Source organism: Fictibacillus sp. 7GRE50 (assembly GCF_015903875.1).
In the GTDB taxonomy this organism is placed as follows: Bacteria; Bacillota; Bacilli; order Bacillales; family Fictibacillaceae; genus Fictibacillus; species Fictibacillus phosphorivorans.
In genome coordinates, this window is sequence record NZ_JACZDW010000003.1 from 638885 (window position 1) to 662048 (window position 23164).

General features: G+C 38.0%; 31 protein-coding genes and 1 other annotated feature. Of the genes, 13 read left to right on the forward strand and 18 right to left on the reverse strand.

The genetic code is table 11. The features are described from left to right. Positions 1 to 80: 80 nt before the first annotated feature. On the reverse strand, positions 81 to 1766 hold the full coding sequence (locus IHV12_RS14475; RefSeq protein WP_197191275.1) for a peptide ABC transporter substrate-binding protein: 1686 nt from the start codon (positions 1764 to 1766) through the stop codon (positions 81 to 83). 431 nt (positions 1767 to 2197) lie between these two features. On the opposite strand from IHV12_RS14475, the gene IHV12_RS14480 reads away from it, so the two are divergent. Further along, a complete protein-coding gene (locus IHV12_RS14480; RefSeq protein ID WP_197191276.1) occupies positions 2198 to 2569 on the forward strand; it encodes a DUF3899 domain-containing protein in 372 nt (123 codons plus the stop codon). A 26-nt stretch (positions 2570 to 2595) separates the two neighbouring features. Then, positions 2596 to 2846: a binding site (T-box leader), on the forward strand. A 58-nt stretch (positions 2847 to 2904) separates the two neighbouring features. Beyond that, on the forward strand, positions 2905 to 3894 hold the full coding sequence (trpS, locus tag IHV12_RS14485) for a tryptophan--tRNA ligase (RefSeq protein ID WP_197191277.1): 990 nt from the start codon (positions 2905 to 2907) through the stop codon (positions 3892 to 3894). A 103-nt stretch (positions 3895 to 3997) separates the two neighbouring features. On the opposite strand, the gene IHV12_RS14490 is transcribed toward trpS, so the two are convergent. The 3 genes from IHV12_RS14490 to IHV12_RS14500 all read right to left on the reverse strand — a co-directional run bounded on the left by IHV12_RS14490 (position 3998) and on the right by IHV12_RS14500 (position 7097). Then, a complete protein-coding gene (locus tag IHV12_RS14490; protein WP_197127522.1) occupies positions 3998 to 4744 on the reverse strand; it encodes a YjbA family protein in 747 nt (248 codons plus the stop codon). Positions 4745 to 4881: 137 nt separating this feature from the next. Beyond that, positions 4882 to 6120 carry a beta-ketoacyl-ACP synthase II gene (gene fabF / locus IHV12_RS14495; RefSeq protein ID WP_144701151.1) on the reverse strand — a complete coding sequence of 413 codons (1239 nt, stop codon included), beginning with the start codon at positions 6118 to 6120 and terminating at the stop codon, positions 4882 to 4884. A gap of 44 nt (positions 6121 to 6164) precedes the next feature. Further along, entirely contained in the window at positions 6165 to 7097 is a 933-nt protein-coding gene (locus tag IHV12_RS14500) for a beta-ketoacyl-ACP synthase III (protein WP_197191278.1), read from the reverse strand. 280 nt (positions 7098 to 7377) lie between these two features. On the opposite strand from IHV12_RS14500, the gene IHV12_RS14505 reads away from it, so the two are divergent. Continuing rightward, positions 7378 to 7680 (forward strand): YppG family protein, encoded by a 303-nt coding sequence (locus IHV12_RS14505; protein ID WP_197127520.1) that lies wholly within the window; start codon positions 7378 to 7380, stop codon positions 7678 to 7680. A 35-nt stretch (positions 7681 to 7715) separates the two neighbouring features. Here the strand turns inward: IHV12_RS14505 and IHV12_RS14510 are convergent, their stop codons facing one another. The 3 genes from IHV12_RS14510 to IHV12_RS14520 form a co-directional block, all read right to left on the reverse strand. Continuing rightward, positions 7716 to 7895, reverse strand: a complete 180-nt coding sequence (locus IHV12_RS14510) for a ComZ family protein (protein ID WP_197127519.1) — start codon at positions 7893 to 7895, stop codon at positions 7716 to 7718. A gap of 367 nt (positions 7896 to 8262) precedes the next feature. After that, on the reverse strand, positions 8263 to 9174 hold the full coding sequence (locus IHV12_RS14515; protein ID WP_197191279.1) for an NAD-dependent epimerase/dehydratase family protein: 912 nt from the start codon (positions 9172 to 9174) through the stop codon (positions 8263 to 8265). 113 nt (positions 9175 to 9287) lie between these two features. Continuing rightward, positions 9288 to 10025 carry an alpha/beta hydrolase gene (locus tag IHV12_RS14520; RefSeq protein WP_197127517.1) on the reverse strand — a complete coding sequence of 246 codons (738 nt, stop codon included), beginning with the start codon at positions 10023 to 10025 and terminating at the stop codon, positions 9288 to 9290. Positions 10026 to 10418: 393 nt separating this feature from the next. Here IHV12_RS14520 and IHV12_RS14525 point away from each other — a divergent pair, with 393 nt between their 5' ends. Beyond that, positions 10419 to 10598 (forward strand): YjzD family protein, encoded by a 180-nt coding sequence (locus IHV12_RS14525; protein WP_197127516.1) that lies wholly within the window; start codon positions 10419 to 10421, stop codon positions 10596 to 10598. Positions 10599 to 10636: 38 nt separating this feature from the next. On the opposite strand, the gene IHV12_RS14530 is transcribed toward IHV12_RS14525, so the two are convergent. Then, complete coding sequence (locus IHV12_RS14530; protein WP_137789873.1) at positions 10637 to 10816, reverse strand: YjzC family protein; 180 nt, start codon at positions 10814 to 10816, stop codon at positions 10637 to 10639. Positions 10817 to 10906: 90 nt separating this feature from the next. After that, positions 10907 to 11230 (reverse strand): hypothetical protein, encoded by a 324-nt coding sequence (locus IHV12_RS14535; RefSeq protein ID WP_197127515.1) that lies wholly within the window; start codon positions 11228 to 11230, stop codon positions 10907 to 10909. 97 nt (positions 11231 to 11327) lie between these two features. On the opposite strand from IHV12_RS14535, the gene IHV12_RS14540 reads away from it, so the two are divergent. Beyond that, on the forward strand, positions 11328 to 11621 hold the full coding sequence (locus IHV12_RS14540; RefSeq protein WP_197127514.1) for an HNH endonuclease: 294 nt from the start codon (positions 11328 to 11330) through the stop codon (positions 11619 to 11621). Positions 11622 to 11906: 285 nt separating this feature from the next. Here IHV12_RS14540 and moaD read toward each other — a convergent pair whose 3' ends face one another. Genes moaD through IHV12_RS14560 form a run of 4 tightly spaced genes read right to left on the reverse strand, consistent with a single transcriptional unit; the run spans position 11907 to position 14411 of the window. Then, positions 11907 to 12149: a molybdopterin converting factor subunit 1 gene (gene moaD / locus IHV12_RS14545; protein ID WP_231620743.1), complete on the reverse strand. Its 243-nt coding sequence runs from the start codon at positions 12147 to 12149 to the stop codon at positions 11907 to 11909. Then, positions 12146 to 12607, reverse strand: a complete 462-nt coding sequence (locus IHV12_RS14550; RefSeq protein WP_197191280.1) for a molybdenum cofactor biosynthesis protein MoaE — start codon at positions 12605 to 12607, stop codon at positions 12146 to 12148. Before IHV12_RS14550 ends, moaD begins: the two co-directional genes overlap by 4 nt. Further along, complete coding sequence (gene mobB / locus IHV12_RS14555) at positions 12604 to 13179, reverse strand: molybdopterin-guanine dinucleotide biosynthesis protein B (RefSeq protein WP_370568811.1); 576 nt, start codon at positions 13177 to 13179, stop codon at positions 12604 to 12606. The genes IHV12_RS14550 and mobB overlap by 4 nt, the downstream gene beginning before the upstream one ends. Next, positions 13092 to 14411 (reverse strand): molybdopterin molybdotransferase MoeA, encoded by a 1320-nt coding sequence (locus IHV12_RS14560; protein ID WP_197191282.1) that lies wholly within the window; start codon positions 14409 to 14411, stop codon positions 13092 to 13094. The genes mobB and IHV12_RS14560 overlap by 88 nt, the downstream gene beginning before the upstream one ends. Positions 14412 to 14513: 102 nt before the next feature. Here IHV12_RS14560 and IHV12_RS14565 point away from each other — a divergent pair, with 102 nt between their 5' ends. Continuing rightward, on the forward strand, positions 14514 to 14705 hold the full coding sequence (locus IHV12_RS14565) for a hypothetical protein (protein ID WP_153238689.1): 192 nt from the start codon (positions 14514 to 14516) through the stop codon (positions 14703 to 14705). Between the two features lie 3 nt (positions 14706 to 14708). Here the strand turns inward: IHV12_RS14565 and IHV12_RS14570 are convergent, their stop codons facing one another. Further along, complete coding sequence (locus IHV12_RS14570) at positions 14709 to 15524, reverse strand: prolyl oligopeptidase family serine peptidase (protein WP_197191283.1); 816 nt, start codon at positions 15522 to 15524, stop codon at positions 14709 to 14711. A 102-nt stretch (positions 15525 to 15626) separates the two neighbouring features. Here IHV12_RS14570 and IHV12_RS14575 point away from each other — a divergent pair, with 102 nt between their 5' ends. From IHV12_RS14575 to IHV12_RS23090, 3 genes are all read left to right on the forward strand, one after another. Then, positions 15627 to 16439 carry a Cof-type HAD-IIB family hydrolase gene (locus IHV12_RS14575; RefSeq protein ID WP_197127509.1) on the forward strand — a complete coding sequence of 271 codons (813 nt, stop codon included), beginning with the start codon at positions 15627 to 15629 and terminating at the stop codon, positions 16437 to 16439. A 139-nt stretch (positions 16440 to 16578) separates the two neighbouring features. After that, positions 16579 to 16722, forward strand: a complete 144-nt coding sequence (locus IHV12_RS14580; protein WP_186320544.1) for a hypothetical protein — start codon at positions 16579 to 16581, stop codon at positions 16720 to 16722. A gap of 2 nt (positions 16723 to 16724) precedes the next feature. Then, positions 16725 to 17114 carry a DUF3813 domain-containing protein gene (locus IHV12_RS23090; RefSeq protein ID WP_197127508.1) on the forward strand — a complete coding sequence of 130 codons (390 nt, stop codon included), beginning with the start codon at positions 16725 to 16727 and terminating at the stop codon, positions 17112 to 17114. A 22-nt stretch (positions 17115 to 17136) separates the two neighbouring features. Here the strand turns inward: IHV12_RS23090 and IHV12_RS14590 are convergent, their stop codons facing one another. Then, entirely contained in the window at positions 17137 to 17724 is a 588-nt protein-coding gene (locus tag IHV12_RS14590; protein WP_197191284.1) for a GDSL-type esterase/lipase family protein, read from the reverse strand. Between the two features lie 146 nt (positions 17725 to 17870). On the opposite strand from IHV12_RS14590, the gene IHV12_RS14595 reads away from it, so the two are divergent. Continuing rightward, positions 17871 to 18323, forward strand: coding sequence for a GNAT family N-acetyltransferase (locus IHV12_RS14595; protein WP_197191285.1), 453 nt, complete (start codon positions 17871 to 17873; stop codon positions 18321 to 18323). 26 nt (positions 18324 to 18349) lie between these two features. Beyond that, the gene (locus IHV12_RS14600) at positions 18350 to 18610 is read left to right on the forward strand and encodes a NifU N-terminal domain-containing protein (protein WP_066393044.1); all 261 of its coding nucleotides are present in this window, start codon (positions 18350 to 18352) and stop codon (positions 18608 to 18610) included. Between the two features lie 69 nt (positions 18611 to 18679). Here the strand turns inward: IHV12_RS14600 and IHV12_RS14605 are convergent, their stop codons facing one another. Together IHV12_RS14605 and IHV12_RS14610 are read right to left on the reverse strand one after the other, a co-directional pair. Then, complete coding sequence (locus IHV12_RS14605; RefSeq protein WP_197191286.1) at positions 18680 to 19492, reverse strand: BsuPI-related putative proteinase inhibitor; 813 nt, start codon at positions 19490 to 19492, stop codon at positions 18680 to 18682. A 143-nt stretch (positions 19493 to 19635) separates the two neighbouring features. Beyond that, entirely contained in the window at positions 19636 to 20502 is an 867-nt protein-coding gene (locus tag IHV12_RS14610) for a YitT family protein (RefSeq protein ID WP_197127503.1), read from the reverse strand. Positions 20503 to 20662: 160 nt separating this feature from the next. Between IHV12_RS14610 and IHV12_RS14615 the strand changes: the two genes are divergently transcribed. Continuing rightward, entirely contained in the window at positions 20663 to 21526 is an 864-nt protein-coding gene (locus IHV12_RS14615; protein ID WP_231619416.1) for a DegV family protein, read from the forward strand. Positions 21527 to 21582: 56 nt separating this feature from the next. Further along, on the forward strand, positions 21583 to 21720 hold the full coding sequence (locus IHV12_RS14620) for a DUF3941 domain-containing protein (RefSeq protein ID WP_197127502.1): 138 nt from the start codon (positions 21583 to 21585) through the stop codon (positions 21718 to 21720). A 67-nt stretch (positions 21721 to 21787) separates the two neighbouring features. Here IHV12_RS14620 and IHV12_RS14625 read toward each other — a convergent pair whose 3' ends face one another. Then, entirely contained in the window at positions 21788 to 22921 is a 1134-nt protein-coding gene (locus IHV12_RS14625; RefSeq protein WP_197127501.1) for a histidine kinase N-terminal domain-containing protein, read from the reverse strand. Positions 22922 to 23164 lie beyond the last annotated feature (243 nt).

A 23164-nucleotide genomic window follows, 5' to 3' on the forward strand; every position in this document is an offset into this window, starting at 1 on the left:
CATGGCAAAAAAGAGAGTACATGTCAGGAACACATGTACTCTCCTGAGAAAAACTATTTACTATTTTACAATAGAACTAATTATTGTTGCTTACCTTCGATATACATCCACTTGTAAGAAGTATCTGCACCGAATAAGTGGTGTACAATACCTTTAACGTAAGGTTTACGTAGACCAGTTAGACCTCTTTGGTAAATAGGAGAGATTGCTTGATCTTCAAATAACACTTTCTCAGCTTCAAGCATCATTTCCCAACGCTTGTTAACGTCAGTTTCTTTTTTCGCTCCATTTACTAACTCATCATACTTAGGATTAGAGTATTCCATTTGGTTATGAGCTCCACCAGTTACGAACATATCGATGAAAGTCATTGGATCTTGATAGTCAGGACCCCAACCAGCATAAGAAATATCATATTCTCCGTTAGACTCTAACTCAAGCTTTTGCTTGAATGGTTGTGCTTTAATAGAAACTTTCAAACCAGGTAGATTTTTTTCTAATTGGTTCTTAATGTATTCTCCATCTTTCTTAGCACCGTCAGAATCGTAGTTTAAGAATTCAATTGAAACTTCTTTCTTACCGATTTCTTCTAGTCCTTTTTCCCAAAGTTTTTTCGCTTCTTTAGGATCAAATTTACCAAAGTCTCCGTTTGTTTTACGGAAATCTTCGTTTCCTTCAGGGCTGAACGTGAACTCACCAGGAACTAGGTAGTATGCTGGCGTAGATCCATTGTTAAGTAACACATCAACTAATGATTTTTTATCGTAAGCCATATCAATCGCCTTACGGATGTTTACGTTTTTAAGTTCTTCTTTCTTTTGGTTGATACGAAGGAAGAATACTGTTGCTTCTCCACGTTTAGTTAAATCTTCGTTACCTGCGAACTGATCAACAAACTCAGAGTTCAAACCAACAGAGTCCACTTGACCTGTTTCATATAAGTTAACACCTGTAGCTACGTCTTTAACGATTTTCACGTTGATTTCGTCAAGCTTAACCGTGTCTTTGTCCCAATATTCATTGTTTTTCTTGTACTGCCATCCTTCGTTATGCTTCCACTCAGAAAGAACGAAAGGTCCGTTGTAGATCATTGTATTAGCTTCAAGAGAGAACTTATCTCCTTGAGATTTAACATATTCTTCTTTTTGTGGGTAGAACGTTGCAAATCCAGTTAGTCCTAGGAAATACGGAGCTGGAGCTTCTAATGTTACTTCAAGAGTAGTGTCATCAACTGCTTTAACACCTAGCTCTTCAACTTTACCGTATAATGGGTCACCCTCAGTTTGGATTGCGTTAGCATTCTTTACAGGTCCCATGATATAAGCATACTCAGAAAGTGTATCTGGGTGTAATGCTTTTTGCCAAGCGTAAACGAAATCTTTCGCAACTACTTGAGATCCATCGCTCCATTTAGCGTCTGGGTTTAATTTAAACGTGTATACTGTTCCGTCTTCACTAACTTCATGACTTGCAGCTACACCTTCAGTTGGTTGGTTGTCTTTGTCAAGACGGTATAAACCTTCAAATACGTTGTTCATTACTTCGAATGAAACTGCGTCAGTTGCTTGTGAAGAGTCCATTGAAGGAATTTCTCCAGAATCAACTAGATTAAGTACTTGTGGCTCATTTGGCTTTTCAGTTGCTTTCTCGCCTTCGCCGCCTTTAGAATCGCTTGCCTTGTCTTTGTCTCCGCCACTACATGCAGCTAAGAACATGCTTAGTACAAGTACTAATGTAAGAAGCAATGACCATTTTGACTTCTTCATGAGTCGACCTCCCCTTTTTATCCTGTTAAATTGTTAGCAGATGAAAGCATCAAGAATTATCAGACATTTTCATCTACAAGTTCGATTATACAAGTTTTCAAACAATTGTGCATTTATTTTTTTTAAGAGTTTTACAAAAAGCCCATTATATTTACTTTTCCTTAACAAAAAATAGGTATATATACCTATTACCAAACAGGGTTTATTTTCTGATAATTCTACAAATTTTACCAAAATTATGTGTAAACTAGCATGAATATTACATTCTCGATTTTTTGTGAGGATAAGACATGCTTCACTTTGTAAGATAATTCGTCATTTTTATATTTCATTTGTTACAATGGGAGTAAAGTCTGACGGTATAATTCAAAAAATATGGTACATTTCTTTATGTTTATGGTGTAATTCTTACTAGATGGAGGCTTCTACAGATGAACATACTTTTTAAAAGAATCCTGATCATATCAGCGTTCCCTGTCGTGATAGCATTTGGCGTTAGTTTGATATCTTCCGGACCTTTTACCCTTGAAAAATACGTAAATACTTTATTTTATTTTTCATTGTCGATTGCGCTTATTGGCATTGCTTTATACGTAGCAAAAGGTGGATTCTTTGATTTTATAACGTACAGCTTTAAAAAAGTGGCTCGATCATTATCTAGACATCCAGAGATCGATGATGTGGTTTCATTTAAGACAAACTTTCAAGTATCAGAGCGAATAAATGTCTCATATATGAAGTCGTTTTTATACAGTGGCCTTCTTTTAACTTTCATCACGATTGCCGTTGCATATATTCTATAATTTGTGTATACTACAAAAAATAAATGTTATATGCGATGAGAAAGAAGAGTACATGATGTGAAGCTCTCAGAGAGCCTGTGGTTGGTGAGAACAGGTAGTGAATCATGATGGAATGGGCTTTTGAGCATTCTGACCGAACCTTACTAGTAGGCTCAGGCGTGTAGATGTCCGCACGATATAATGGACAGCGTATCGGTACTTTACCTGTACGTGTCAAAGTGATTTTCGGTATGTATGAAAATTATAAGGGTGGCACCGCGGTCCATTCGTCCCTTGCATGAGGCGACGAGTGGGCCTTTTTATATTGATTTTTAAAAACAAAGGAGAGATGAATCATGTCTGTAATCTTCTCAGGCATTCAGCCGAGCGGAAATTTAACGATCGGTAACTACATTGGAGCGATGAGGCATTTTGTTGAACTTCAAAATGAACACGAATGTTATTTCTGCGTTGTTAATCAGCACGCCATTACGGTGGCACAAGATCCTGTTGAATTGAAAAAAAACAGCAGAAATTTAGCTGCTTTGTATTTAGCAGCAGGAATCGATCCTGAAAAATCGACAATTTTCATTCAATCTGAAGTTCCAGCTCACACGAAAATGGGATGGATGATGCAATGTGTTACGTATATTGGTGAATTAGAGCGCATGACACAGTTCAAAGATAAATCAACTGGAAAAGAAGCTGTATCTGCAGGATTATTAACGTATCCTCCTCTTATGGCAGCAGATATCCTTCTTTATAACACGAGTATCGTTCCAGTTGGAGATGATCAAAAGCAGCATCTTGAGTTAACTCGAGATATCGCTGAACGCTTTAATAAGAAGTATCGTGAAGTCTTTGTGGTTCCAGAGCCTCGTATTGCTTCGGAAGGTGCAAGAATCATGTCACTTGTGGATCCTGAGAAAAAGATGAGCAAGTCTGATCCTAATCAAAATTCATTTATCTCTATGCTTGATGACGAATCTGTAATCTTAAAGAAGATTAAGCGTGCTACTACTGACTCAGAAGGTGTAGTTGCTTATGACAAAGAAAATAAGCCAGGCATTTCTAACCTATTAACGATCTATTCACAGTTATCAGGAGAAAGCATCAAATCGCTCGTAGAAAAGTATGAGGGCAAAGGGTATGGTGACTTTAAACAAGGTGTGGCAGAAGCTGTCATTAACGCTCTTAAACCTATCCAAGAACGTTATAAAGAATATTTAGCATCGACTGAATTAGATGACATTCTTGATTCTGGTGCAGAAAAAGCTAATCGTGTGGCGAATAAAACGTTGAACAAAGCGGAGCGAGCAATGGGATTAGCTCGTAAACGTGTTTAATTTTATCGATTTTTCGAACTCTATAAAAAATTGAACACACAAAAAAACCAGCAGAACTGATTTTTTGATCAACTGCTGGTTTTTCTTATTTTAGAAACGATACCTAGTTCACTTGTGTACCGTTCTCAAGCTCCCAGATCTTTTCAAAATACGGTTGTCCTTTTACTAGCCTCTCACACATATCCACATGTTGTTTGGACCATCCGCTTTTTAATTCACAGTATAACGCATCCCATGCTTCGTCAAAATCCATCCGCTGAATTCTTCCATATTGCTCTGGCATCCACTCTGTACACCAATATCTCATCTCAGCGACATTTTTTGTTGAATGAAGCTGATCTAAAGCCATGAATAAGAGTTGCTTCAATTGTCTCTCTTTGCGCGTTAAGCCTCGCATGCTGTCTGGATTCGGAGATAGGATGTGATATTCCTTACTTAACTGCTTTTCACTGAACGTATAGACGTTTGTCTCCGTCTGCTCTGCCATCTCAAATACTAGCTGTTCTTGTCTTGGTATGAGTCTGCTCTTACGGATTGGTATTCTATAACCCATCGTATCTATGATGAGAGATTTCTTTTCATCCGTGATGATAAAGCAATGTTCGAGTTGCACCCGTTGGTTGTTCTTTCTAACGTAAGCTTTCTGGTGCACCTCTTCAAGTAGGGAATCCGGCAGATCATTCAAATCATTCTCGATATAATGAAAGAGTGTGGATTCTATTTTAATAATGGGTACTTGATCCAATAATTCAATATAGTCGTCTTTTCTCCATTCATGAAACTCACAAACGTTATAGCCGTTCTCTTCTCCTTCAAACCAGTTGACCCAAACATCACGTAAATATAACATCTGTACCCCTCACTTCTTTGCCGATTTGTATTTAAAATCAGTATAGTCAGAGGTTGTCCTTTTTATTCTAAATAAAGGTAATTAACTCGAAGTATGCAAAACCCCGCTTTCAAAAGAAAACGGGGTTTGACAACGAATTATTCTTCTATTTTTTTAAAGACTAATGATGCATTATGTCCACCGAAACCTAGTGAGTTACTAAGAACAGCTTTCACTTCTGCCTGTCTTGCCGTATTTGGAACATAATCTAGATCGCACTCTTCATCTGGTGTTTCATAGTTAATTGTTGGAGGAAGAATACTTTCCTGAATCGCTTTTACAGAGAAGATTGCTTCAATTCCACCTGCAGCTCCTAATAAGTGGCCTGTCATTGATTTTGTAGAGCTGACCGGAATCTTATAAGCATGCTCGTTAAACACAGCTTTAATGGCAGCTGTTTCAAACTTATCGTTGTAATCCGTACTTGTACCATGCGCGTTAATGTAAGAGATTTCTTCTGGAGCTAGACCGCTATCTTCAACAGCTTGTCTCATGGCACGTGCTCCGCCTTCACCGCCTGGAGCAGGTTGAGTGATATGATAAGCATCACCTGTAGCTCCGTACCCTACGATTTCTGCGTAAATTTTAGCTCCGCGTTTTTTCGCAAATTCGTATTCTTCTAGAACTAGAATCCCAGCTCCTTCACCGATGATAAATCCAGTTCTGTCTTTATCGAACGGACGGCTAGCTGTTTTTGGATCTGGATTCGTTGATAGTGCTCCTGCTTGGCAGAATCCTGCTAGTGCCATGTCTGTGATCGGTGCTTCTGTTCCACCTGTAACCATTACATCTGCATCTCCGCGCTGGATCACTTTGAATGCATCTCCGATTGAGTTTGCACCTGATGCACAAGCCGTTACGGTACATGAGTTCATACCTTTAGCACCAATTGTAATTGAAACTTGACCAGATGCCATATCCGGAATCATCATCGGTACGAAAAATGGACTAACGCGTCTTACACCTTTCGCTTCAAAAATACGGAATTGTTCTTCATGAGTATCCATTCCACCAATACCAGAACCAATCCATACTCCTACGCGAGGTGCAATTTCTTCCGTGATATCTAAATTCGCATCTTTAACAGCCATAATAGATGCTGCTACCGCAAACTGCGTAAAACGATCCATACGGCGTGCTTCTCTTTTATCCATAAAATCTTCCGGATTAAATTCTGTTGCTTCTGCAGCAACTTTAACCGGAAACTTTTCTTTATCTCTTCTTGTAAGTGGACCTACACCACTTTGACCTTCAACAATCTTTTTCCATGTTTCTTCTACGCTGTTTCCAAGAGGTGTTACGGCTCCTAGACCGGTTACGACTACTCTCTTTTTCATTGTAAAACCAACTCTCCTTTGTACACATTGTTGTAATTGATGATTTATCGTCCCCAACGAAGCGCAACAGCACCCCAGGTTAGTCCTCCACCAAATCCAACAAGTACGATTGTATGATCTTCTTTTATTCTACCATCTTTCAGGGCTTCTTTTAATGCCATTGGTATTGAAGCAGATGATGTATTTCCAAACTTGTCAATCGTCATGACCATTTTTTCTTTCGGAAGCTCTAAACGTTCTCGTGAAGCTTCCATGATTCTTATATTCGCTTGATGCGGGATTAAGAAATCAACGTCTTCTTTCGTCAAACCTGCTTTATGAACAACATTTAATGAAGTCTCACCCATTTGACGCACAGCAAATTTAAAAACTTCTCTGCCGTTCATATGGATAAATTCGTCTTGGTACAAATGTTTTGCTCCTGTTCCGTCTGAACCAAGCTCAAATGAAAGGATGCCTCTACCTTCACTAACATTTGAAAGGATAGCAGCTCCAGCTCCGTCTCCGAAAAGCACAGCTGTATTACGATCTTTCCAATCTGTTATCTTAGATAGCTTTTCAGCACCAACGACTAGAACATTTTTATATGTTCCCGTTTCAATAAATTGCTTTCCTACCACCAAACCATAAATAAATCCTGCACATGCTGCACTTACATCCATACCTACGGCGTTCTTCGCACCTAGTGATTCTTGTAATTGGCATGCTACTGATGGGAATGGATTGTCTGGTGTAACGGTTGCGACCACGATTAGATCAATTTCTTCTGCAGAGATGCCAGCATCTTTTATTGCTTCTTCCGCTGCAAATCTAGCCATATGAGACGTTGTCATCGATTCGTCTGCAATTCTACGTTCTACGATTCCTGTTCGAGTTCGAATCCACTCGTCACTTGTATCAACCATCTTTTCCAGGTCGGAGTTCGCTAGAATTTTTTCAGGGATATAACTTCCCATCCCTATGATTCCTGCATTCATAACATTACCCCTTTGGCTTTAGTTTATTTTCAATGAAAATCTTTTCCATCGCTCCCGTTTAGGTGAGCAACTTGCAACTACAATTTATTACTTCCTAAAAGGAAAGAAGTAATTGTAGAATCTTTATAATCAAATATTATGACCTGGTACTAATTTTATGATATCTCTTATATTTTGTCTAGTTAAAGTTCTTTTCTTTTCACCAATATAAGCCGTAGGGCATATCCTGTATGGAAGAAAAATGTAAGTTTAGTGAAATTGATATTAGGAGTGGTTCAACATGCATAATCCTCAAGCTAGACAGCAACCAATGTATCCTCCGCAGTTTCCTGGACGTTTTCCAATGGGCCAAAACCAGCAGCATATGCAGCAAGGGTTTCCACCACCTCAACATTTTGGCGGCCCTGGATTCAGAGGCATGCCGGCACCACCGTTTCATCAACCGATGCCTCGACCATTTCTACATTCTTTTCGAACGCAGGAAGGTTCTCTAGACTATAATAAAATTTTTGCTGTTATCGACCAATCAGTAAAAGTCGCACAACAGATCTCACCTATCTTTTCTGCGTTTAAGAAGAAGTAAAAAAAGCCAACCCGAGCTGGTTGGCTTTTCTTTGTTTACTTACCCTCTTCTTTTCCAAGTTCGTATGCATCGTTCATTACGTTCATCAAAAGCTGAAGCATCGGCTGCACATCCTCCATGCCAAGCTCAATTCCTTTTTTCTCTAAAAAAGCTTGTGCTTCTGGCAGATGTGACATAGCGATCTGCATAAATTTCATATTGCGTTCTGTATCCATCTTCTTAAGTTCCTCCCTTACATTATGTAAACGCTTTTTAACCCATTTTCTATTATAAAGAAAAATGTTCGGTGGATAAAACGTTTTGTGATTAATTTTCAAGCCAACTATGATTTCGATTATACTGGCTAGGGTATCCATACAATTAATTCAAGAAATTTTTGAAATAATCCTAGAAATGTGAAACTTATTCCGGCGAGTTTTTGCAATAAACTAGCGAGCTTTTCTCATTTACTTGCGAGGCGACAAACCTCGACAATGATAAACTACAAAATACCCTATCCCCCACTACCATTCATTTAGTCCGTAAACTTCCCTAAACATCTAAAAAGGTGCTCCCAAAAATCTTCAGGACCACCTTTTTTAGCTAAATCTCTTTAGAATTCGGCTTTGATTTTTTGTTTCTATTTCTAAAATGCATTATTTGTTTCATGATGCCTTCTTTTATTTTCGTTTTCGCACGAAACCCGAGCTCAGTCTCCGCTTTTTCACCTTTAATCCGCATCTTTCTTTTTTCTTTAAATGTTAATTGATCTGCTTTTAATTCTGTTAATCCTTCTATCCATTGGTCCTGGTTGCCACTAGATATGTTATAGATCTCATTTTTCGCGGTTGATTTACCTGCCAAGAATAATGCCTCAGCTGCGTCATCAACGAACAATACGTCTTCTGTAACAGAATCTTTGGAGATTGAATCATTCCTATTCTGGTCTTGGTCCTCTATTGAAATCACCTGTTGGTACGTATGATGTTCGGGCTGTCCGGGTCCATAGACAGTAGGAAGTCTCATGATTACGAACGGAAAATCATGCTGTTCAGCAAGTTGTTTTACGATATTTTCTTCCGTTAGCTTTATTAGACCAAAAAGGGATTCTGGATTTTTTGGTGAAGTCTCCAAAACATCACCCTGTCTTTTACCATATACATCATAGGAAGATACATAAATTAATTTTGTTTCACTATTAGCTAATGAAGCGACTTTTTTAAGAACGGATACGTTTCTTTGCACTTCATCTTCAATATTCGCCCACGGTGCTGTTGGTTTGACTGAGCAAGCTAGGTGGAAAATAACATCGCAGCCGTTTGAATGTGGTTGAAGATCCGTTTCATTAATATCATAAGGAAGATATTGAAATCCGGCATGACGTGCAATAAAATCAATCCGGTCTGGAGATTCTGCCATATCAATGCCGACGACGTCCACTTCTTCATCCAACAAACGGCTGCACAAATGGTAACCGATAAACCCTGCCGCTCCTGTTACAAATGCCTTTTTCATGTAAGAGCCTCCAGTCCATTTTTCTCCTCTTACTATCCTATGGTGATACTCGAGAGAATACGATACTTTTTTTGCACACAAAAACCCCATCACGTACTACGGTAATGGAGTTTCTATAACACTTTTTCATGGTTTTTAAAATATTCTTGAAAGGCCCTTGCCGGATTAAACGTAGCTTCAGGTACATGAATAGATAATGATATAGGCGCATCAATCTCTTGTCTTCTCTTCTCATATGGCCTGCTGTGTTCTTTAAAATTAAATGCAACACCGCGTGCCGCATGCCATATCTGAACAGGAGTTTTCGCTGTAAGTTGTTCTGTTTGAGGTAGTTTATCTATAAATGAATCAATATCTTCTTCGGAGTTGTAAGCAGAAATAATTTCTCTTTTCAGCCGTTTAAAAAATAACCGGTTCTGTCTTTCATGATTAAAATGATGCTGCAGGTCTATACAAGGGTTTATAAATAAGGCGGAGCGAATATTTTTTTCCATATCCTCCATAAGCTGCAGTGCAACAAGTGATCCCATACCCTCTGCGATCAAATGAATATTCGGGTTTAATATTTCATGCTTCATAACATAGTGGTATAGTCGCTTTGCAAGAATGACTGCTCTCGGACTGCCCCAATGTCTTCCGTATAAGTTAGAATAAAAGATGGTATATCCTTGATTTTTGAGGGCTTGAATGAGATTTGCACGTTCAGTGTTTTGTTTCCAAAGACTTGTATGCTCATCTACATAATGACTGCAATCGCCGATGATCATGACGCCAAAACCGTTCGGCTGCTTCGGTAGGTGTATAATATTCCATTGATTGTCTATCTGGAAAGTGCGTTTGTCGATACTCACATTTCTCCCCTCGAATTCGCTTTTCTTAACCAATGTATGCAGGGGAAACAAATTAGCTAAAGTTATCTGCCTAAGAATTAAGTTCTTTTTTCAATTGTTCTAACGTTTGTTTTCCTTCAGAAGTCAAATTCTTTTCTTCTTGTTCTTCTAACGCTTTCAATTCATCCAACTTTTCTTCCATCTTTCATCCCTCCGAATATTAATGTCTATTTTATATGTACTTTCTTCTTCGTACTCATTCCTTATCCTGTTAAGCTTGAACAATTTATGAAAATTTCTAACATTTATGGATTATTGATCGATTATTTACACAAAGAATCTTTCCCTTTATCTCAACTTTTGTTACTATACAGAAGGGTAAAGAATTCGTTTACATAAAGAGGTGAATGTGGCATGCGTTATATTTGGACGTTAATATGGTCTTTATTATTAAGTAATATGATTTTTTATGTGCTCGTTTCAATGCAAGGCGGAACATTCGATTTCGTAACAGCTTGTATTTTTGGAGTAGTATTTACAGTCATTATTTCTATTCTTGGTGAGTTATTACCAGCAAAAAGCGAAGAAATATAAAATAAAAACCCGGGTTAGTTACCGGGTTTTTATTTTTGCTATGGCTTTCTTTTATATGTCCAAACTCTGTTATGATTCGTTGTCTCTGGAAATCGGTCACCGGCTGATAAATGGACCTGCTGCGGATCATTTACCATACTTCCTGTTTCACCAATTTCTACATACATCCCGTTATTTGGTGCTTTCTGGCCATGTTTAAAATGTTTATTTTGCCCCATACGTTGATGTACCCTCCTTTCTTCTATAGGTTACCCGCGCTTACACTGATAACTCTTGCTAAAAAAAGAAGGATTCCATCAAAATTTCCCTTAAAACGCTCCGTTTACTCCTGCCACAGCATGAAGCGGAAACATACATCGATAGATCTGATATCCTCTTACATCATATTGCGCTTCTGAGTTGCGATTTTCTTGAGCTTCTTCTACATAAGGGATAGCAAAATAAACGTTTTGTTGATCGACATATTCAATAAATCCTGTATAAGTTGCACCATCCATCAACATTAATTGCACATGCTGATTTCTGTTTTTTAAGCATGTTTTATACATTTTTTTAAATGGGGATCGACCCATTCCCGCCGATTGCCCACCAAAATTTTGTGATCCTCCATACGGATATGGTTGCGGATACATATTACCCCCTCCTTCTACCACATCCTATTCAAAGGAAAAGAAGATGGTACATATATCTATAGACAGATATTCTAAGTTGAAGGGATTGTGAAAAACCTTGGAGAAAGGTACATGTGAGCTTTGTAGAAGAGAACCACTCGAATTAACCGTTCATCACCTAATACCTAAAGAAGAAGGCGGCAGATTCTCTGCCACCGCAAACCTATGTATCCCTTGTCATAAGCAGATTCACTTTTTGTATACAAATTCTGAGCTAGCTTTACTTTACAACACGGTTGAAAAGTTAAGAGATGCGCCAGAACTAAAAAAATTCTTAAAATGGCTACGTAAACAGCCCTCATCAGCGTTACCTCGAATGAAAAAATCAAACCGTTTAAAGCGAAGGAGATGAAGGAATGAAGGAACTTGTAGGGAACTGTGCAATCTGCGCTAAAAATTTATATTGTGTGGACGGTTTTTTTCAAGGTCACATCGTAAATAATCAAAATCTCTGTTTATCTTGTTTTGAACAAAACAGAAAGGAACCTACGGAGTAACGAGTCAGGCAGGTTCCTTCATTTTTTTCTATAAGTTTTTTGCTTTTGCATGTTTCTAGTTCTCTACATACGCAAATTGATTTTCGCTCAAATCAACTACTTTCAAAATATACTTCTCGGTTTTTAACAATCACTAGTCATTAACCCCCACTAACAGGTGGTATGAAAGCAACCGTGTCCCCATCGTTTACTTGATCCGTTAAATCTACATACTCCTCATTTACAGCAACGAGTGCATTTTCGATTCCAGATAGTTTTCCGACTTGATTTTGAAGCATGTTTCTTACTTCTTCTACAGAAAGAGGAGATTTTACTTCAATAGCAACTCTTTCTGTTTCGGCTTGCTGCGCCAAATTTGCAAACAATAAAATTTTTATCATCATTTCTTCACTCCATCTGGGTGTCCAGCAGGATAAGTTTTTGTACCTATTTGGTTGCCTACCCACTCTTCTCCATCTGCATAATGCTCTTTTTTCCAAATGGGCACTATTTCCTTGATACGCTCAATTGCATATCGACTTGCTTCAAATGCATCTTGCCGATGAGGAGTAGATACAGCAATCGTAACCGCGATATCAGATATTTGGAGGGTTCCGATTCGATGTGTTATAGCCGTGATCGCATTCGGCCATTTTTCTTGAATCTCTATTCCGATTTTTTCAAGCTGCTTTTCTGCCATCGGTACATATGCTTCATAATGAAGAAACTTCGTTTGTTTTTCTCCAGTCATTTCCCTAACCGTACCGATAAAGACAGAAATGGCACCTGCATTGTGATGGACCACTTGATCAATGACTTCTTGATTGTTTATAGACTTCTCCGTGATATTAAATCTTTTCATGACCCACTCTCCTTGCGATGTTCTTGAATGATGTATGTTACTATACAATCCAACCACTTCTTTTCATCATCCCTTGTAAATCTGGGACTAGGACTGCCTGTTCTCTGAATTGGTGTTGCTAAAGACTTGTTCAAATGGATCGTTGCGATCACATCAAGAGAATGAATCAATAGATCAATATCTTCTGCCTCGTTTCGTAAAAGTACGACTCGTGGAAATTGTATATTTTTATAACCTTCTATTAGAATACAATCCATTTCAAGGGTTTCGTATATAGCGATTGCTTTATTCAATGGTAATTCTGAATTCATAGTCAATATTGAGTTCTCAGATGAAATCACACATGTTACATGCGCACCGGCGCTTCGATGTTGCTCTGTATCTTTTCCAGAATCATTATGATCTACCCGAACTCCGTGACCATGATGCTTAATCACTCCTGTTTGTAGATGGAGTTCCGCCAACCTTTTGAGCAATTTTTTTATTAGTGTTGTTTTTCCACTGTTTTGATAACCGACGACTTGGAGAATAACGGGTGATCCCACGGCCATTCGCTCCCTTCGCCGTGCCATGTGATTACACCAACCTCGTTTCCTTTTTCCAAACCTCTTGTACCTCCAGGCAAAACAATTAGACAGTTTGCCTCTACTAAAGAGGAAACTGAGCTTGATTTATCAAGGCCAGCAGGCTTTACGATGTTTCCACCGCCTACTTCAGTTAATACAGCTCTAACAAATCGAGTAAACGGATTAGGCTTTGGAAAATCACTCGAAAGCATTGCGTTTGTAACTGTGCAGTGTGGTTTTAACATGTTCATTCCTTTTAAAATTACAGGTCTTACAAAAAGTTCAGCTCCAACAAAGCAAGCTGACGGGTTTCCTGAAAGGCCAAAAAGCCATTTATCTTCATAACGTGCAACGGTAGTAACACTGCCTGGACGCATGGCAATTTTATTAAAAAGAACATCTGCACCAAGCTTTTTGTATACCTCCGGAAGAAAATCATAATCACCAACAGATACACCACCTGTTGTGATCAAAACATCAGTTTCCTGCAGTGCTGCTTTAATACTTTTATATAAAGAATCAAAGTTATCCTCACGATGTTGATAGAGCTTTACTTCTGCTCCCATCGCTCTAACTTGTGCTGCACACATGTAGGCATTGCTGTTTCTTATTTTTCCTGGCTGCAGTTCTTCCTTTACGTCGAGAAGTTCTGTTCCTGTTGAAAGAATACCTACGATAGGTCTTTTGTACACAGAAACGGTGTGATAACCAAACGTTGAGAGAATCGCTACTATTCCTGGAGTGATTTTTGTTCCTGCTCTTACTAAGAGTGTTCCATTTTGTGTGTCTTCCCCTTGAAAGGAAATGTTTTCATCCTTTTTAACAGATCGTTTTATGATGATTTGATTTTCGCTATCGTTAACAAGCTCTTTTACTAGTTCCAGCATGATAACTGCATCAGCACCATCCGGGATTTGTGCACCTGTCATAATGCGAACTGCCATCCCGCTCTTCACTTCACGCATTGCAACTTGTCCTGCCCCTATCGTCTCTACAACATTTAATGTAATGAGGTTATCCAGTGATGCATGTTTCGTATCTTCAGAACGAATTGCGAAACCATCATATGGTGACCGATTGAAAGGAGGAACATCATGGGTAGCTGTAAGATCCTCTGCCAATATTCGATGATCACACTCCATGATTGAAACTTTTTCAATTTCCCATAGACGGGTGTGTTCCATGATTTTATTTACTGCCTCAGCAATAGGTAGTGGTGTTCTTTTTGTGACTGGCAAAATTCCCACTCCTTTAATTTTCAGAATATATACACTTTTCAGTTTACTTTTATCTTTTTCTTTGTTATTATTTTTTTAAATTATGGAAAGGATGTTGATCGAATGAAGGTTTCTTATGAATATTACCACCGATCCGGCTATAAAGTAACCATAACCGACATCCCAGAAGAATTTAACGAACAGGGAGTTTGGTCCCTTCGCATCATGCATTCTCTACAAAAGCAAATTGACGAAATCGACCATATGTATCAGCCAAAAAGAACATATAGGCTTAAGCTTGAAGAAACGGGGTAATCTTTACACCGTTTCTTTTTTTACTTTCAATTGTTGTGCAATCCACTCTACTGCGTTTAAATAGGCAGCACGTGAAACTTTGTGTCCGGAGGTTTTGTCGTTCATATACACCGATGAACTATTCTTTTCGGTTAAGGTTTGTACGTAAGGTTTTGCAAACTCATATGGTATTACTGCATCAGCTTCACTATGCCAAATGAATAATGGACGGTTATTAAGCTTTTCAAGATTTAATGTAAGATCGAAATCCTTCAATGTAGAAATTGATTCTTCAAGCTCTTCTAGTGTAAGAGGAATATCGTAACCTGCCTTCTGAATTCTTTCGATCTGCCATTTAGCAAACTTTTGATGAGCTGGTGTTCCCATGAGTGCACATCCGGCACTGATCATCGGGTTATTTACGAGTGAACCGTAAGTAATGATAGCTCCCATAGAAGTTCCACCTACCGCAATTTGATCTTCCAAAACAAATTCGTTTTCTTTTGCCCAATCCATTATATTGTTCACATCTTGAATACCTTGTTGAACGATATTCCAGAAATCATACTCCATCGACTTAGGAGGGTTTGCAACGATTCGTTCACCATGATGAAGTGCATCTGGTAAAATGACTCGAAAATCTTTTTCAGCTAGTGAATATGCAAAATGTAAATTATGCTCTTTTGCACTCGTATATCCGTGTATGAAAATAAAAAGCGGCAACGGTTTACCTGTATTTTCTTTTTTTTCCGCAAGTAAGAAAGGAATATCGCCGATCGTTCCTTTTTGTATACATACCATGTGTGTATCTCCTCTTTCTCTTTTTTTCCATCTTATCATGAGACATGTTTCTTTTTCATGAAAGACGCCCTGTATGAATAGACTTTTTGTAAGTAAAATAATACACTTTATATAAGCATCCTAAAAAAGGCAGGTACTTTCGTGACACAACCTTACTTAATTGCATTAGATCTTGACGGAACTTTATTAAACGATGAGAAAAAAATTCCTAGAAAAACAAAAGAACTACTTTTTCAATTGATCGATCATGGTCACCATGTTTGTATTTCTACTGGTCGTCCTTTTCGTTCTTCAAACATGTATTATGAGGAGCTAGAACTTAACACTCCCATTGTGAACTTTAATGGTGCTTTTGTTCATCACCCACATGATGCAAGTTTCGGAATTCACCATTCCCCACTTGAACTTGACGTTGCTAAACGTATCATTTCAGCCTGTGAGACGTTTAAAGTTAAGAATATTATGGTCGAGGTTCTTGATGATGTATATTTAAAAAAACCTGATGAAGTGATTGTTAATACTTTCATCATGAATGAAAATCCTCTTCAAATTGGCGACCTTCATAAAACCTTGAAAGATGACCCTACCGCAATTCTTGTTCATCCAGAGGATCATCATATTCCAGAGTTAAGAGCGATGCTTGAAAAGGAGCATGCCGAAGTTGTCGACCAAAGAGTTTGGGCAGCTCCATGGAATATTATAGAGGTTATTCGTTCTGGTATCAGCAAAGCCTCTGGCCTAGAAAAAATCGCTGCATACTACAACATCCCACAAGATCGGATCGTAGCTTTTGGCGATGAAGACAATGACTTTGAAATGATTGAATACGCAGGGCATGGAGTGGCAATGGGAAATGCGATCGATGAGCTTAAATCCCGAGCGAATTATGTAACCCTTACAAACGAAGAAGAAGGTATTGCTCATTACTTAAAAAATATATTAAAACTTGTTTAATCACGATAAAGATCTTCTGCTGAATGTCAGCTGGAGATCTTTTTTTCCATTTCTTTTTTAAAACGTTTGAAGCTTTTAGCTACATATTGTACTTCTTACGGTAAAAACTAAAGATACGGGAGAAAAGGAGGAATTTAAAATGAGTAAAAAGAGTCGTTCCAAACGAGCAACTAAGCAAGGAGCCGATATGGTAAGTCAGGAAACAACTATGGCTTTCAGTAAAGATGAGCAACAAGATCGCAAACGTGAAAAAGAAGAAAGAAATTCATTAGGAGGCATATAACGATGGCAAACAGATTATTTCAAATCGCAAGAAATGCTGTTCAACAGGCTGTTGGAAAGGTACAACATTCCACACATGATTTAAATAACAAGATATCTAACAGTGAACATGCCCCTCATGCTGAACTTTCTGGTCATGACAAGGAAGTTGCACAGAATGCTCTTTCTTCTGCAATGGCTAATTCGTCTGATGCAGAGCGAGCTCAGTTGGCTGAGTTCCAAAAAGAATTGGATGGCCACGCTGGTGTTTCGTCTTCTGTCAATCCTACATCTGAACATGCAGAAAACCAACATACAGAGTCAGGTCAGCCTCAATCTTTTACACAAGCCACTGGCTTAAGTTTAGAAGACGCTGAAAGCTTATTGGAAGACAATCCCGATCGCCTAAACTAGAACTAGAAACAGCTTTCTCTTTTCACGGAGAAAGCTGTTTTTTTGGGAATGTAATGGCTGTCAATGTTTTGATTTTTCTTAGCACAAGTTCACTTAATTCTTCATATCCGAATTTATTAAAATGAAGACCATCATCTATCACGTATTTTTGAATGTTCTTTTCCACTAGTGTTTCGAACAAAGGTACATATGATGTTCCCTCGTGTTTCGCTACCTTTTTAACCGTTTGTGCATACTTTTTCATTCTATCATTCGTGCGTGCCATTTGCTGTTTCTCAAACACAGGAGCTGGACTGATCAAAATCACTTTTTCTGCCCCAATTTTATTTACCATGTAAGTCAGGTTCTTTTCGTACTCTTTTAATGGAATAAGTCTATGATCGCTTGAATCATTCGCGCCAAAAAGAATGGTTACAAAATCAGGGTGATGCCTTAGAACGTCATCTTGTAGTCTAACTAGAGCAGCTCTCGTTGTTTCTGCAGGTATTCCAGCATTCATAACTACCCATTCGGTTAGTTCTTGCCTTAAACGGGAAGTTAATCTAAGTGAGCCATCTTTACTCTTTTCTTTTGAAGTGATGCTGTCTCCAAAACAAACAAGAGTCTTCATTTCTTACTCATCTCCTCTTTTAAATCTCTCTATTTAAACTATTCGAAAGAAATTACCTTTTATCAAACGTCAAACTCTCATTATTTTTGTTATAATGTGTTTGTGAGCGGATATCTTATGTTTTAGAGTAATTTTGGGGGCATTGTATGAAAATATATCGTGTAACGAATGAAGCTGAATCTCATATCATTGAAGAAATTGCGCATTTATTCTTACAGCAGCGTACGATGGACGGTGAACCAGAAGAGAAATCCAGAACGTTTGCTGGTATTAAGATGGCACTTGAAAACCCAGATAAAAGCGGAATTATCATTGCCGAAGAAGAAAATTCCGTGATTGGACTAGCCTTCTTCAACTTGGGAGTAAGTCTTCGTATCGGTGGACCATATCTTTGGTTAAATGAGCTTTATGTACATGAAAAACACCGTAACAGAGGAATCGCACGTAAAATTTTGCTACACTTGATCTATTGGGCCGAAAGAGATGGCATTAAATCCATTGAACTCGAAACGGGTATCAATAACTCAGTTACGAAGCATCTGTATAATTCATTGGATTTCCATGATATCATCTCTAAAAGATATGCATTTCATTTTTAATACTATACTTTGAAGGAGTGTTTGTAATGGCAGTAGAATTTTCAATCCAACCAACACCTAATCCTAACGCAATTAAATTTGATGGTTCAGAGAAATTTTTAGAAGGAAGACTTTCTGCACGCGTAGGTGATGATTCAGATTCACCTCTAGCAAAAGCACTTTTATCCATTGATGGCGTAGAATCAATTTTTGGTTTTGAAAACTTTATTACAGTAAATAAAACGAACGACAGTGACTGGAACGAATTAATGCCAGAAATTCAAAAAGCATTAGAAGAGAATGCTTAAATGTTCACACCAGCCTATAAGATTAGGCTGGTTTTTTTGTTGTTAAAAACTTGTAAGCATGACTAACGTCTATTTGAATGATTGAAGCGGCACCGCTAGTGTATCTGATTTTCCCCCATTTTTAGGATTGTAGTTATACAATTCAAGCATGAGGGTGCCGTTTATAGGTAAATCTTCCTCTGGAATGTTAATGTTAAACGAGAATGGAGCCCAAGCTGGTGCACCTTCAGCTGTTTGTTCATGTCTTTCAATAAAAACGTTATGACCATCAGATACTGAATAGCCAAAAGATGCTTCAAATACTCTCGCCTCTCCTGAAACTTTGTAACTACCGTCTTTTCCTGAAAAGTGTATGTTTCGAAAAGAATTATTTCTCAGTTCTCCAGTTCCTCCTTGAAGAGTGAGCGTTTCTTTCACTGTTACATTCTCAGTCTTCAATGAACCAGGTGAGATCTCATTCGGTAGAAAGGTTGCGTTCACTTTATAGATTCCGGCTTTTCTTTTTGCAGCAGAAAGTTTCCACTTTGTTTTCCAAATGTGACTTGCTCCTGCTTTTATCTGTACATCCTCTTGTTTTTTCTCATAGTTTTTCCCTTTAGAATGCCTGAAAACTTCTTTACTTGAAGAATTCACTATAGAAACATCGAACATCTTGGAACTGTTGAATGATAAAGTTACTGTATGATTGCTTTGGTTCTCGAGAACAGCTAGTATATCAATGCCATCGTTTCTTTGTTGGATGGATAGAACGGGACTAAGCTGAGAAGCTACTTCACCTTGTTTTTCTTTAGGCTTCTCCTTTTCCTTGCTGCAAGCTGACATTAGAAAAATAACCGCACAAAAGGTTAGAAAGACTATAACGGTCGTTTTATATGGCTTCATGTTAACAAATCACCTCACTTTCATTCTTACCTTTATATGGTGATTTTATTGAAAACATTCGCAAAAAAACACACGGTATGGACCTTGTCCATACCGTGTGTACAAAAGTGAAGTTTTGTAATTGTGTGGGGTCAGACCCCCCCTCAGTCGTTTCTGAAGAAGCCGTAGATGCCCGTTGTGTGCACGATATTTGTGAAGGCTTTCGGATCAACTTCTTTAAGAACCTGTTCTAAATCATATAGTTCATATCGTGTGATAACGATGATAAGCATCTCTTTATCTTGCTTAGAGAAAGCTCCTTTTGCTGGTACGATCGTTATTCCTCGAACCATCTTACCGTGGATGGCTTCTTGGATCTCATTCCCCTTCTTAGTAACAATCATCGCCGTAAGCTTTTCGTGACGCGTATGTACCGCGTCAATAACACGAGATGATACATAGAGAGCTACAAGCGTATATAACGCCTTCTCCCATCCAAATAGGAAACCTGCAGCGAGGATGATCAAGCCGTTTAGGATAAAGAAATAACCACCGATCGGTTTGTTCTTCATTCTTGATAAGATCATAGCGATGATATCAAGTCCACCTGTTGAAGCCCCATACTTTAAGGTAACACCTACACCTAAAGCTGCTATAACTCCGCCGAACACAGCATTCAGCAAAATATCAGAAGAAACAACGGTTATGGGTATGATCTCTAGAAATGCCGTGATCATGATAACGCTCAAGAAGCTATATACCGTAAAAGATTTTCCTACTTTCAGCCAGCCTAAAATCGTAACAGGAATATTAAACAATAAGTACAAAATACCAGTGCTGATCGGGAAAGCAGTGTTAACGAGTAAGGATGAAATCAACTGGGAAACCCCAGTAAATCCACTAGCATAAACTTTTGCCGGTATTAAGAACATGTTAAGAGATACGGCATTAAGCAGGGCTCCTACAATGATAAAAAAGATCTTTTTTAGTTCAGTTATACCTAAGTCGCTTAAGCGAAAACGTTCTGACATAAGTGAGAGTCCCTCCTTTTTTCATTAATCCAAGATTCATTTTTAACAGATAAAGATACCCCGCGTCAATAGTCATAAGAGCTATTTTTTAAACATGATTATTGCCTTTTCATTCCATCACAAGTTAAACTATAGAAAAAAGCCAAGCAGGTGAACAATAATGACTACGATAATAACCGATACAGGATCTGATCTACCTAAACAGCTTTTGGATGAATACGAGATTATTATGCTTCCTTTAATCGTTCAAGTAAATGATGAAGAGTATTTAGATCGATCTAATATCGAACCAAAACAGTTATATACATATATGAAGGAAGGCGCTGTTCCTAAAACGGCTCAAGTCCCTCCATCTATTATTAAAGAAACATTAACTTCATTTGCAAGGAATGGCCAACCTGCCATTTATATTACTTTGTCCTCAGGAATCAGCGGAACCTATCAGACAGCTGTTCTTATGAAAAATGAAGTACTTGAAGAATTTCCAAACGCTCAGATTGAAGTCTTTGATAGCCAATCTGCATCATTAGGATATGGATTAATGGTGCATGAAGCTGCTAAAGAAGCGAAGGAAGGAAAATCTTTTGATGAAATCCTTCAAACCCTTCAACATTACCAAAACCATCTTGAACATATTTTTACCGTAGATGACCTTGAATATTTATTGCGCGGCGGCAGAGTGAGTAAAACGGCTGCAGTCATGGGAACACTCTTAAAAATAAAACCTGTTCTTCATATGGAAGACGGAAAACTGTTTCCACTCGAAAAACTGCGTGGAAAGAAAAAAGTTTTAGGACGCATGGTAGAAATCATGAAGGAAAGAGCTTCTTCTCTTGATGACATAACGATCGGCATCAGTCATGCAGATGATACTGAAACGGCGAAAGCATTAAAAGATTTAATCATTGAAGAAACAGGAAACAAAAATATTTTAGTTACCATGATCGGCTGTGCGATAGGCGCTCATGCAGGGCCAGGAACAATTGCTTTATTCTTCTTAAATACACCTAAAAATGTATCTTAAAACATGATGAATAATAGAACCCCTTCTGACAGATGTTAGAATCAGGAGGGATATTTATGACACACCGTAATACGAAAGACAATAATAAACGACCAGCAGATAATCAAGCTATGAATCAAATGAAAAATGAAGCAGAGCTTGAAAATAAACAAAACGGAAAACAACCTTATTCTAAAAAACCTGATCATCTTTAAAGATAGGAAAAGCCCCCTTTTGAAAGGGAGCTTTTTTTGTTCATTATTCAACATTTATCATCACCGTTTAGATGATTGGAAATTTAATCGTAAAACAAGTATCGTCTTTCGTTGAAGATACTTCAATCGTACCATTATGTTTTTCAACGATCTGTTTACACACAGAAAGCCCAAGCCCTGTTCCAAGTGACTTTGTCGTAACAAAAGGTTCAAACACGTTCTCGAGTAAATAATCAGGAATCGGGTTACCATTATTGCAGATTGATAATTCTGCCATGTTTTCTTCGTTTTCCCTTAGTGATACTTTAATCTTTCTCTCACCGTTCCAACCGCTCAATTCTTCGACTGCATTCACTAGAATATTTAATAACACTTGTTTGATCTGTGAACTGTCTCCTTCGGTATATACGGAATTTTCAACTTGTGAGATGGTTACGATATTCGCTTCAGTAAAACGCGGATACATAAAATTAAGCATTTCTTTCAAGAGGGATGATAAAGAAACTTTTTCAAGCTTATCTTCTAAGCCTCTCATCTTTGATAAATATAAAAATTGCGTAATCTTTTCTTCAAGACTCTGCATCTCATTTTGAATAATTTCAAAGTAATACTCTGATTGATCTGTTTTATTTAATTCCTTTTGTAGAAGGTAGATAAATCCTTTAACTGAAGTCAGCGGATTTCTAAATTCATGAGCAAAGCTGGCAGCGATCTGCCCAAGCATCGTTAATCGATCGTGATGCATCTCTTGAATGAACTGATTTTTCCGATCAATAATTGAATCCTTAAGTGCTGTGTATTCTTTTACACTCAAAAAGACGAGCTGATCAAAATACCGCTGCATCTTTAATACCCCATCACCTTTTAATTGATCATTTAAAAGTGAACACATTAAAAGTTCATAAACGATGCTTCGTCCAACGTTGATGTTATGAACGAAATCGCCTACGTTCGCTTTGGCTTCGATTCTTTCTTTGGCAATCTTGCTTGTTAAAGCCTTTAGCCTTTCGAGTGACCCTGTTTCTAAATAGTTTATTAATTCTATGATTGTTTGATGGCCGTTCTTTTTCACTTCTTCAAAGAAAGGGTCATTTTGAGGCAACAGTACGTTCTCCAGCCATTTTTCAACAATGCTTGTTTTTTGCATCTTCAAGAATTGAGCAAGTTCTGTATTTGTTTGTATGTTTGTACTGCTATCCAATGTTATCACCCTTTTATTGAAAGCGGCTGTTTTCGTTTTCATTGTTGCTTTCGATAGTTGTTGATTTCCGCTCTAAGGTTGCTCGCCTTCCATGGGGCGTGCGGGGAGTCTCCACCTGCCCGCTCGTCCCATAAGAGTCTCGAACCTTATGCTACAAACAACTTGTCAATGATGCGTTATTAGTCGAAATCAAAAGCAACAATCATTAGAAAAGAGCCTATTGAAAATCTCTATTCTCATTAT

Coding starts and splice junctions, on each gene's coding strand:
- IHV12_RS14525 (WP_197127516.1), top strand. CDS start 10,419: ATGCGTTATATTTGGACGTTAATATGGTCTTTATTATTAAGTAATATG.
- IHV12_RS14595 (WP_197191285.1), top strand. CDS start 17,871: ATGAAAATATATCGTGTAACGAATGAAGCTGAATCTCATATCATTGAA.
- IHV12_RS14475 (WP_197191275.1), bottom strand. CDS start 1,766: ATGAAGAAGTCAAAATGGTCATTGCTTCTTACATTAGTACTTGTACTA.
- IHV12_RS14580 (WP_186320544.1), top strand. CDS start 16,579: ATGAGTAAAAAGAGTCGTTCCAAACGAGCAACTAAGCAAGGAGCCGAT.
- mobB (WP_370568811.1), bottom strand. CDS start 13,179: ATGGCACGGCGAAGGGAGCGAATGGCCGTGGGATCACCCGTTATTCTC.
- IHV12_RS23090 (WP_197127508.1), top strand. CDS start 16,725: ATGGCAAACAGATTATTTCAAATCGCAAGAAATGCTGTTCAACAGGCT.
- IHV12_RS14480 (WP_197191276.1), top strand. CDS start 2,198: ATGAACATACTTTTTAAAAGAATCCTGATCATATCAGCGTTCCCTGTC.
- IHV12_RS14515 (WP_197191279.1), bottom strand. CDS start 9,174: ATGAAAAAGGCATTTGTAACAGGAGCGGCAGGGTTTATCGGTTACCAT.
- IHV12_RS14510 (WP_197127519.1), bottom strand. CDS start 7,895: ATGGATACAGAACGCAATATGAAATTTATGCAGATCGCTATGTCACAT.
- trpS (WP_197191277.1), top strand. CDS start 2,905: ATGTCTGTAATCTTCTCAGGCATTCAGCCGAGCGGAAATTTAACGATC.
- IHV12_RS14565 (WP_153238689.1), top strand. CDS start 14,514: ATGAAGGTTTCTTATGAATATTACCACCGATCCGGCTATAAAGTAACC.
- IHV12_RS14600 (WP_066393044.1), top strand. CDS start 18,350: ATGGCAGTAGAATTTTCAATCCAACCAACACCTAATCCTAACGCAATT.
- IHV12_RS14610 (WP_197127503.1), bottom strand. CDS start 20,502: ATGTCAGAACGTTTTCGCTTAAGCGACTTAGGTATAACTGAACTAAAA.
- IHV12_RS14535 (WP_197127515.1), bottom strand. CDS start 11,230: ATGTATCCGCAACCATATCCGTATGGAGGATCACAAAATTTTGGTGGG.
- IHV12_RS14550 (WP_197191280.1), bottom strand. CDS start 12,607: ATGAAAAGATTTAATATCACGGAGAAGTCTATAAACAATCAAGAAGTC.
- IHV12_RS14505 (WP_197127520.1), top strand. CDS start 7,378: ATGCATAATCCTCAAGCTAGACAGCAACCAATGTATCCTCCGCAGTTT.
- moaD (WP_231620743.1), bottom strand. CDS start 12,149: ATGATGATAAAAATTTTATTGTTTGCAAATTTGGCGCAGCAAGCCGAA.
- IHV12_RS14530 (WP_137789873.1), bottom strand. CDS start 10,816: ATGGGGCAAAATAAACATTTTAAACATGGCCAGAAAGCACCAAATAAC.
- IHV12_RS14500 (WP_197191278.1), bottom strand. CDS start 7,097: ATGAATGCAGGAATCATAGGGATGGGAAGTTATATCCCTGAAAAAATT.
- IHV12_RS14490 (WP_197127522.1), bottom strand. CDS start 4,744: ATGTTATATTTACGTGATGTTTGGGTCAACTGGTTTGAAGGAGAAGAG.
- IHV12_RS14620 (WP_197127502.1), top strand. CDS start 21,583: ATGACACACCGTAATACGAAAGACAATAATAAACGACCAGCAGATAAT.
- IHV12_RS14615 (WP_231619416.1), top strand. CDS start 20,663: ATGACTACGATAATAACCGATACAGGATCTGATCTACCTAAACAGCTT.
- fabF (WP_144701151.1), bottom strand. CDS start 6,120: ATGAAAAAGAGAGTAGTCGTAACCGGTCTAGGAGCCGTAACACCTCTT.
- IHV12_RS14570 (WP_197191283.1), bottom strand. CDS start 15,524: ATGATAAGATGGAAAAAAAGAGAAAGAGGAGATACACACATGGTATGT.
- IHV12_RS14605 (WP_197191286.1), bottom strand. CDS start 19,492: ATGAAGCCATATAAAACGACCGTTATAGTCTTTCTAACCTTTTGTGCG.
- IHV12_RS14590 (WP_197191284.1), bottom strand. CDS start 17,724: ATGAAGACTCTTGTTTGTTTTGGAGACAGCATCACTTCAAAAGAAAAG.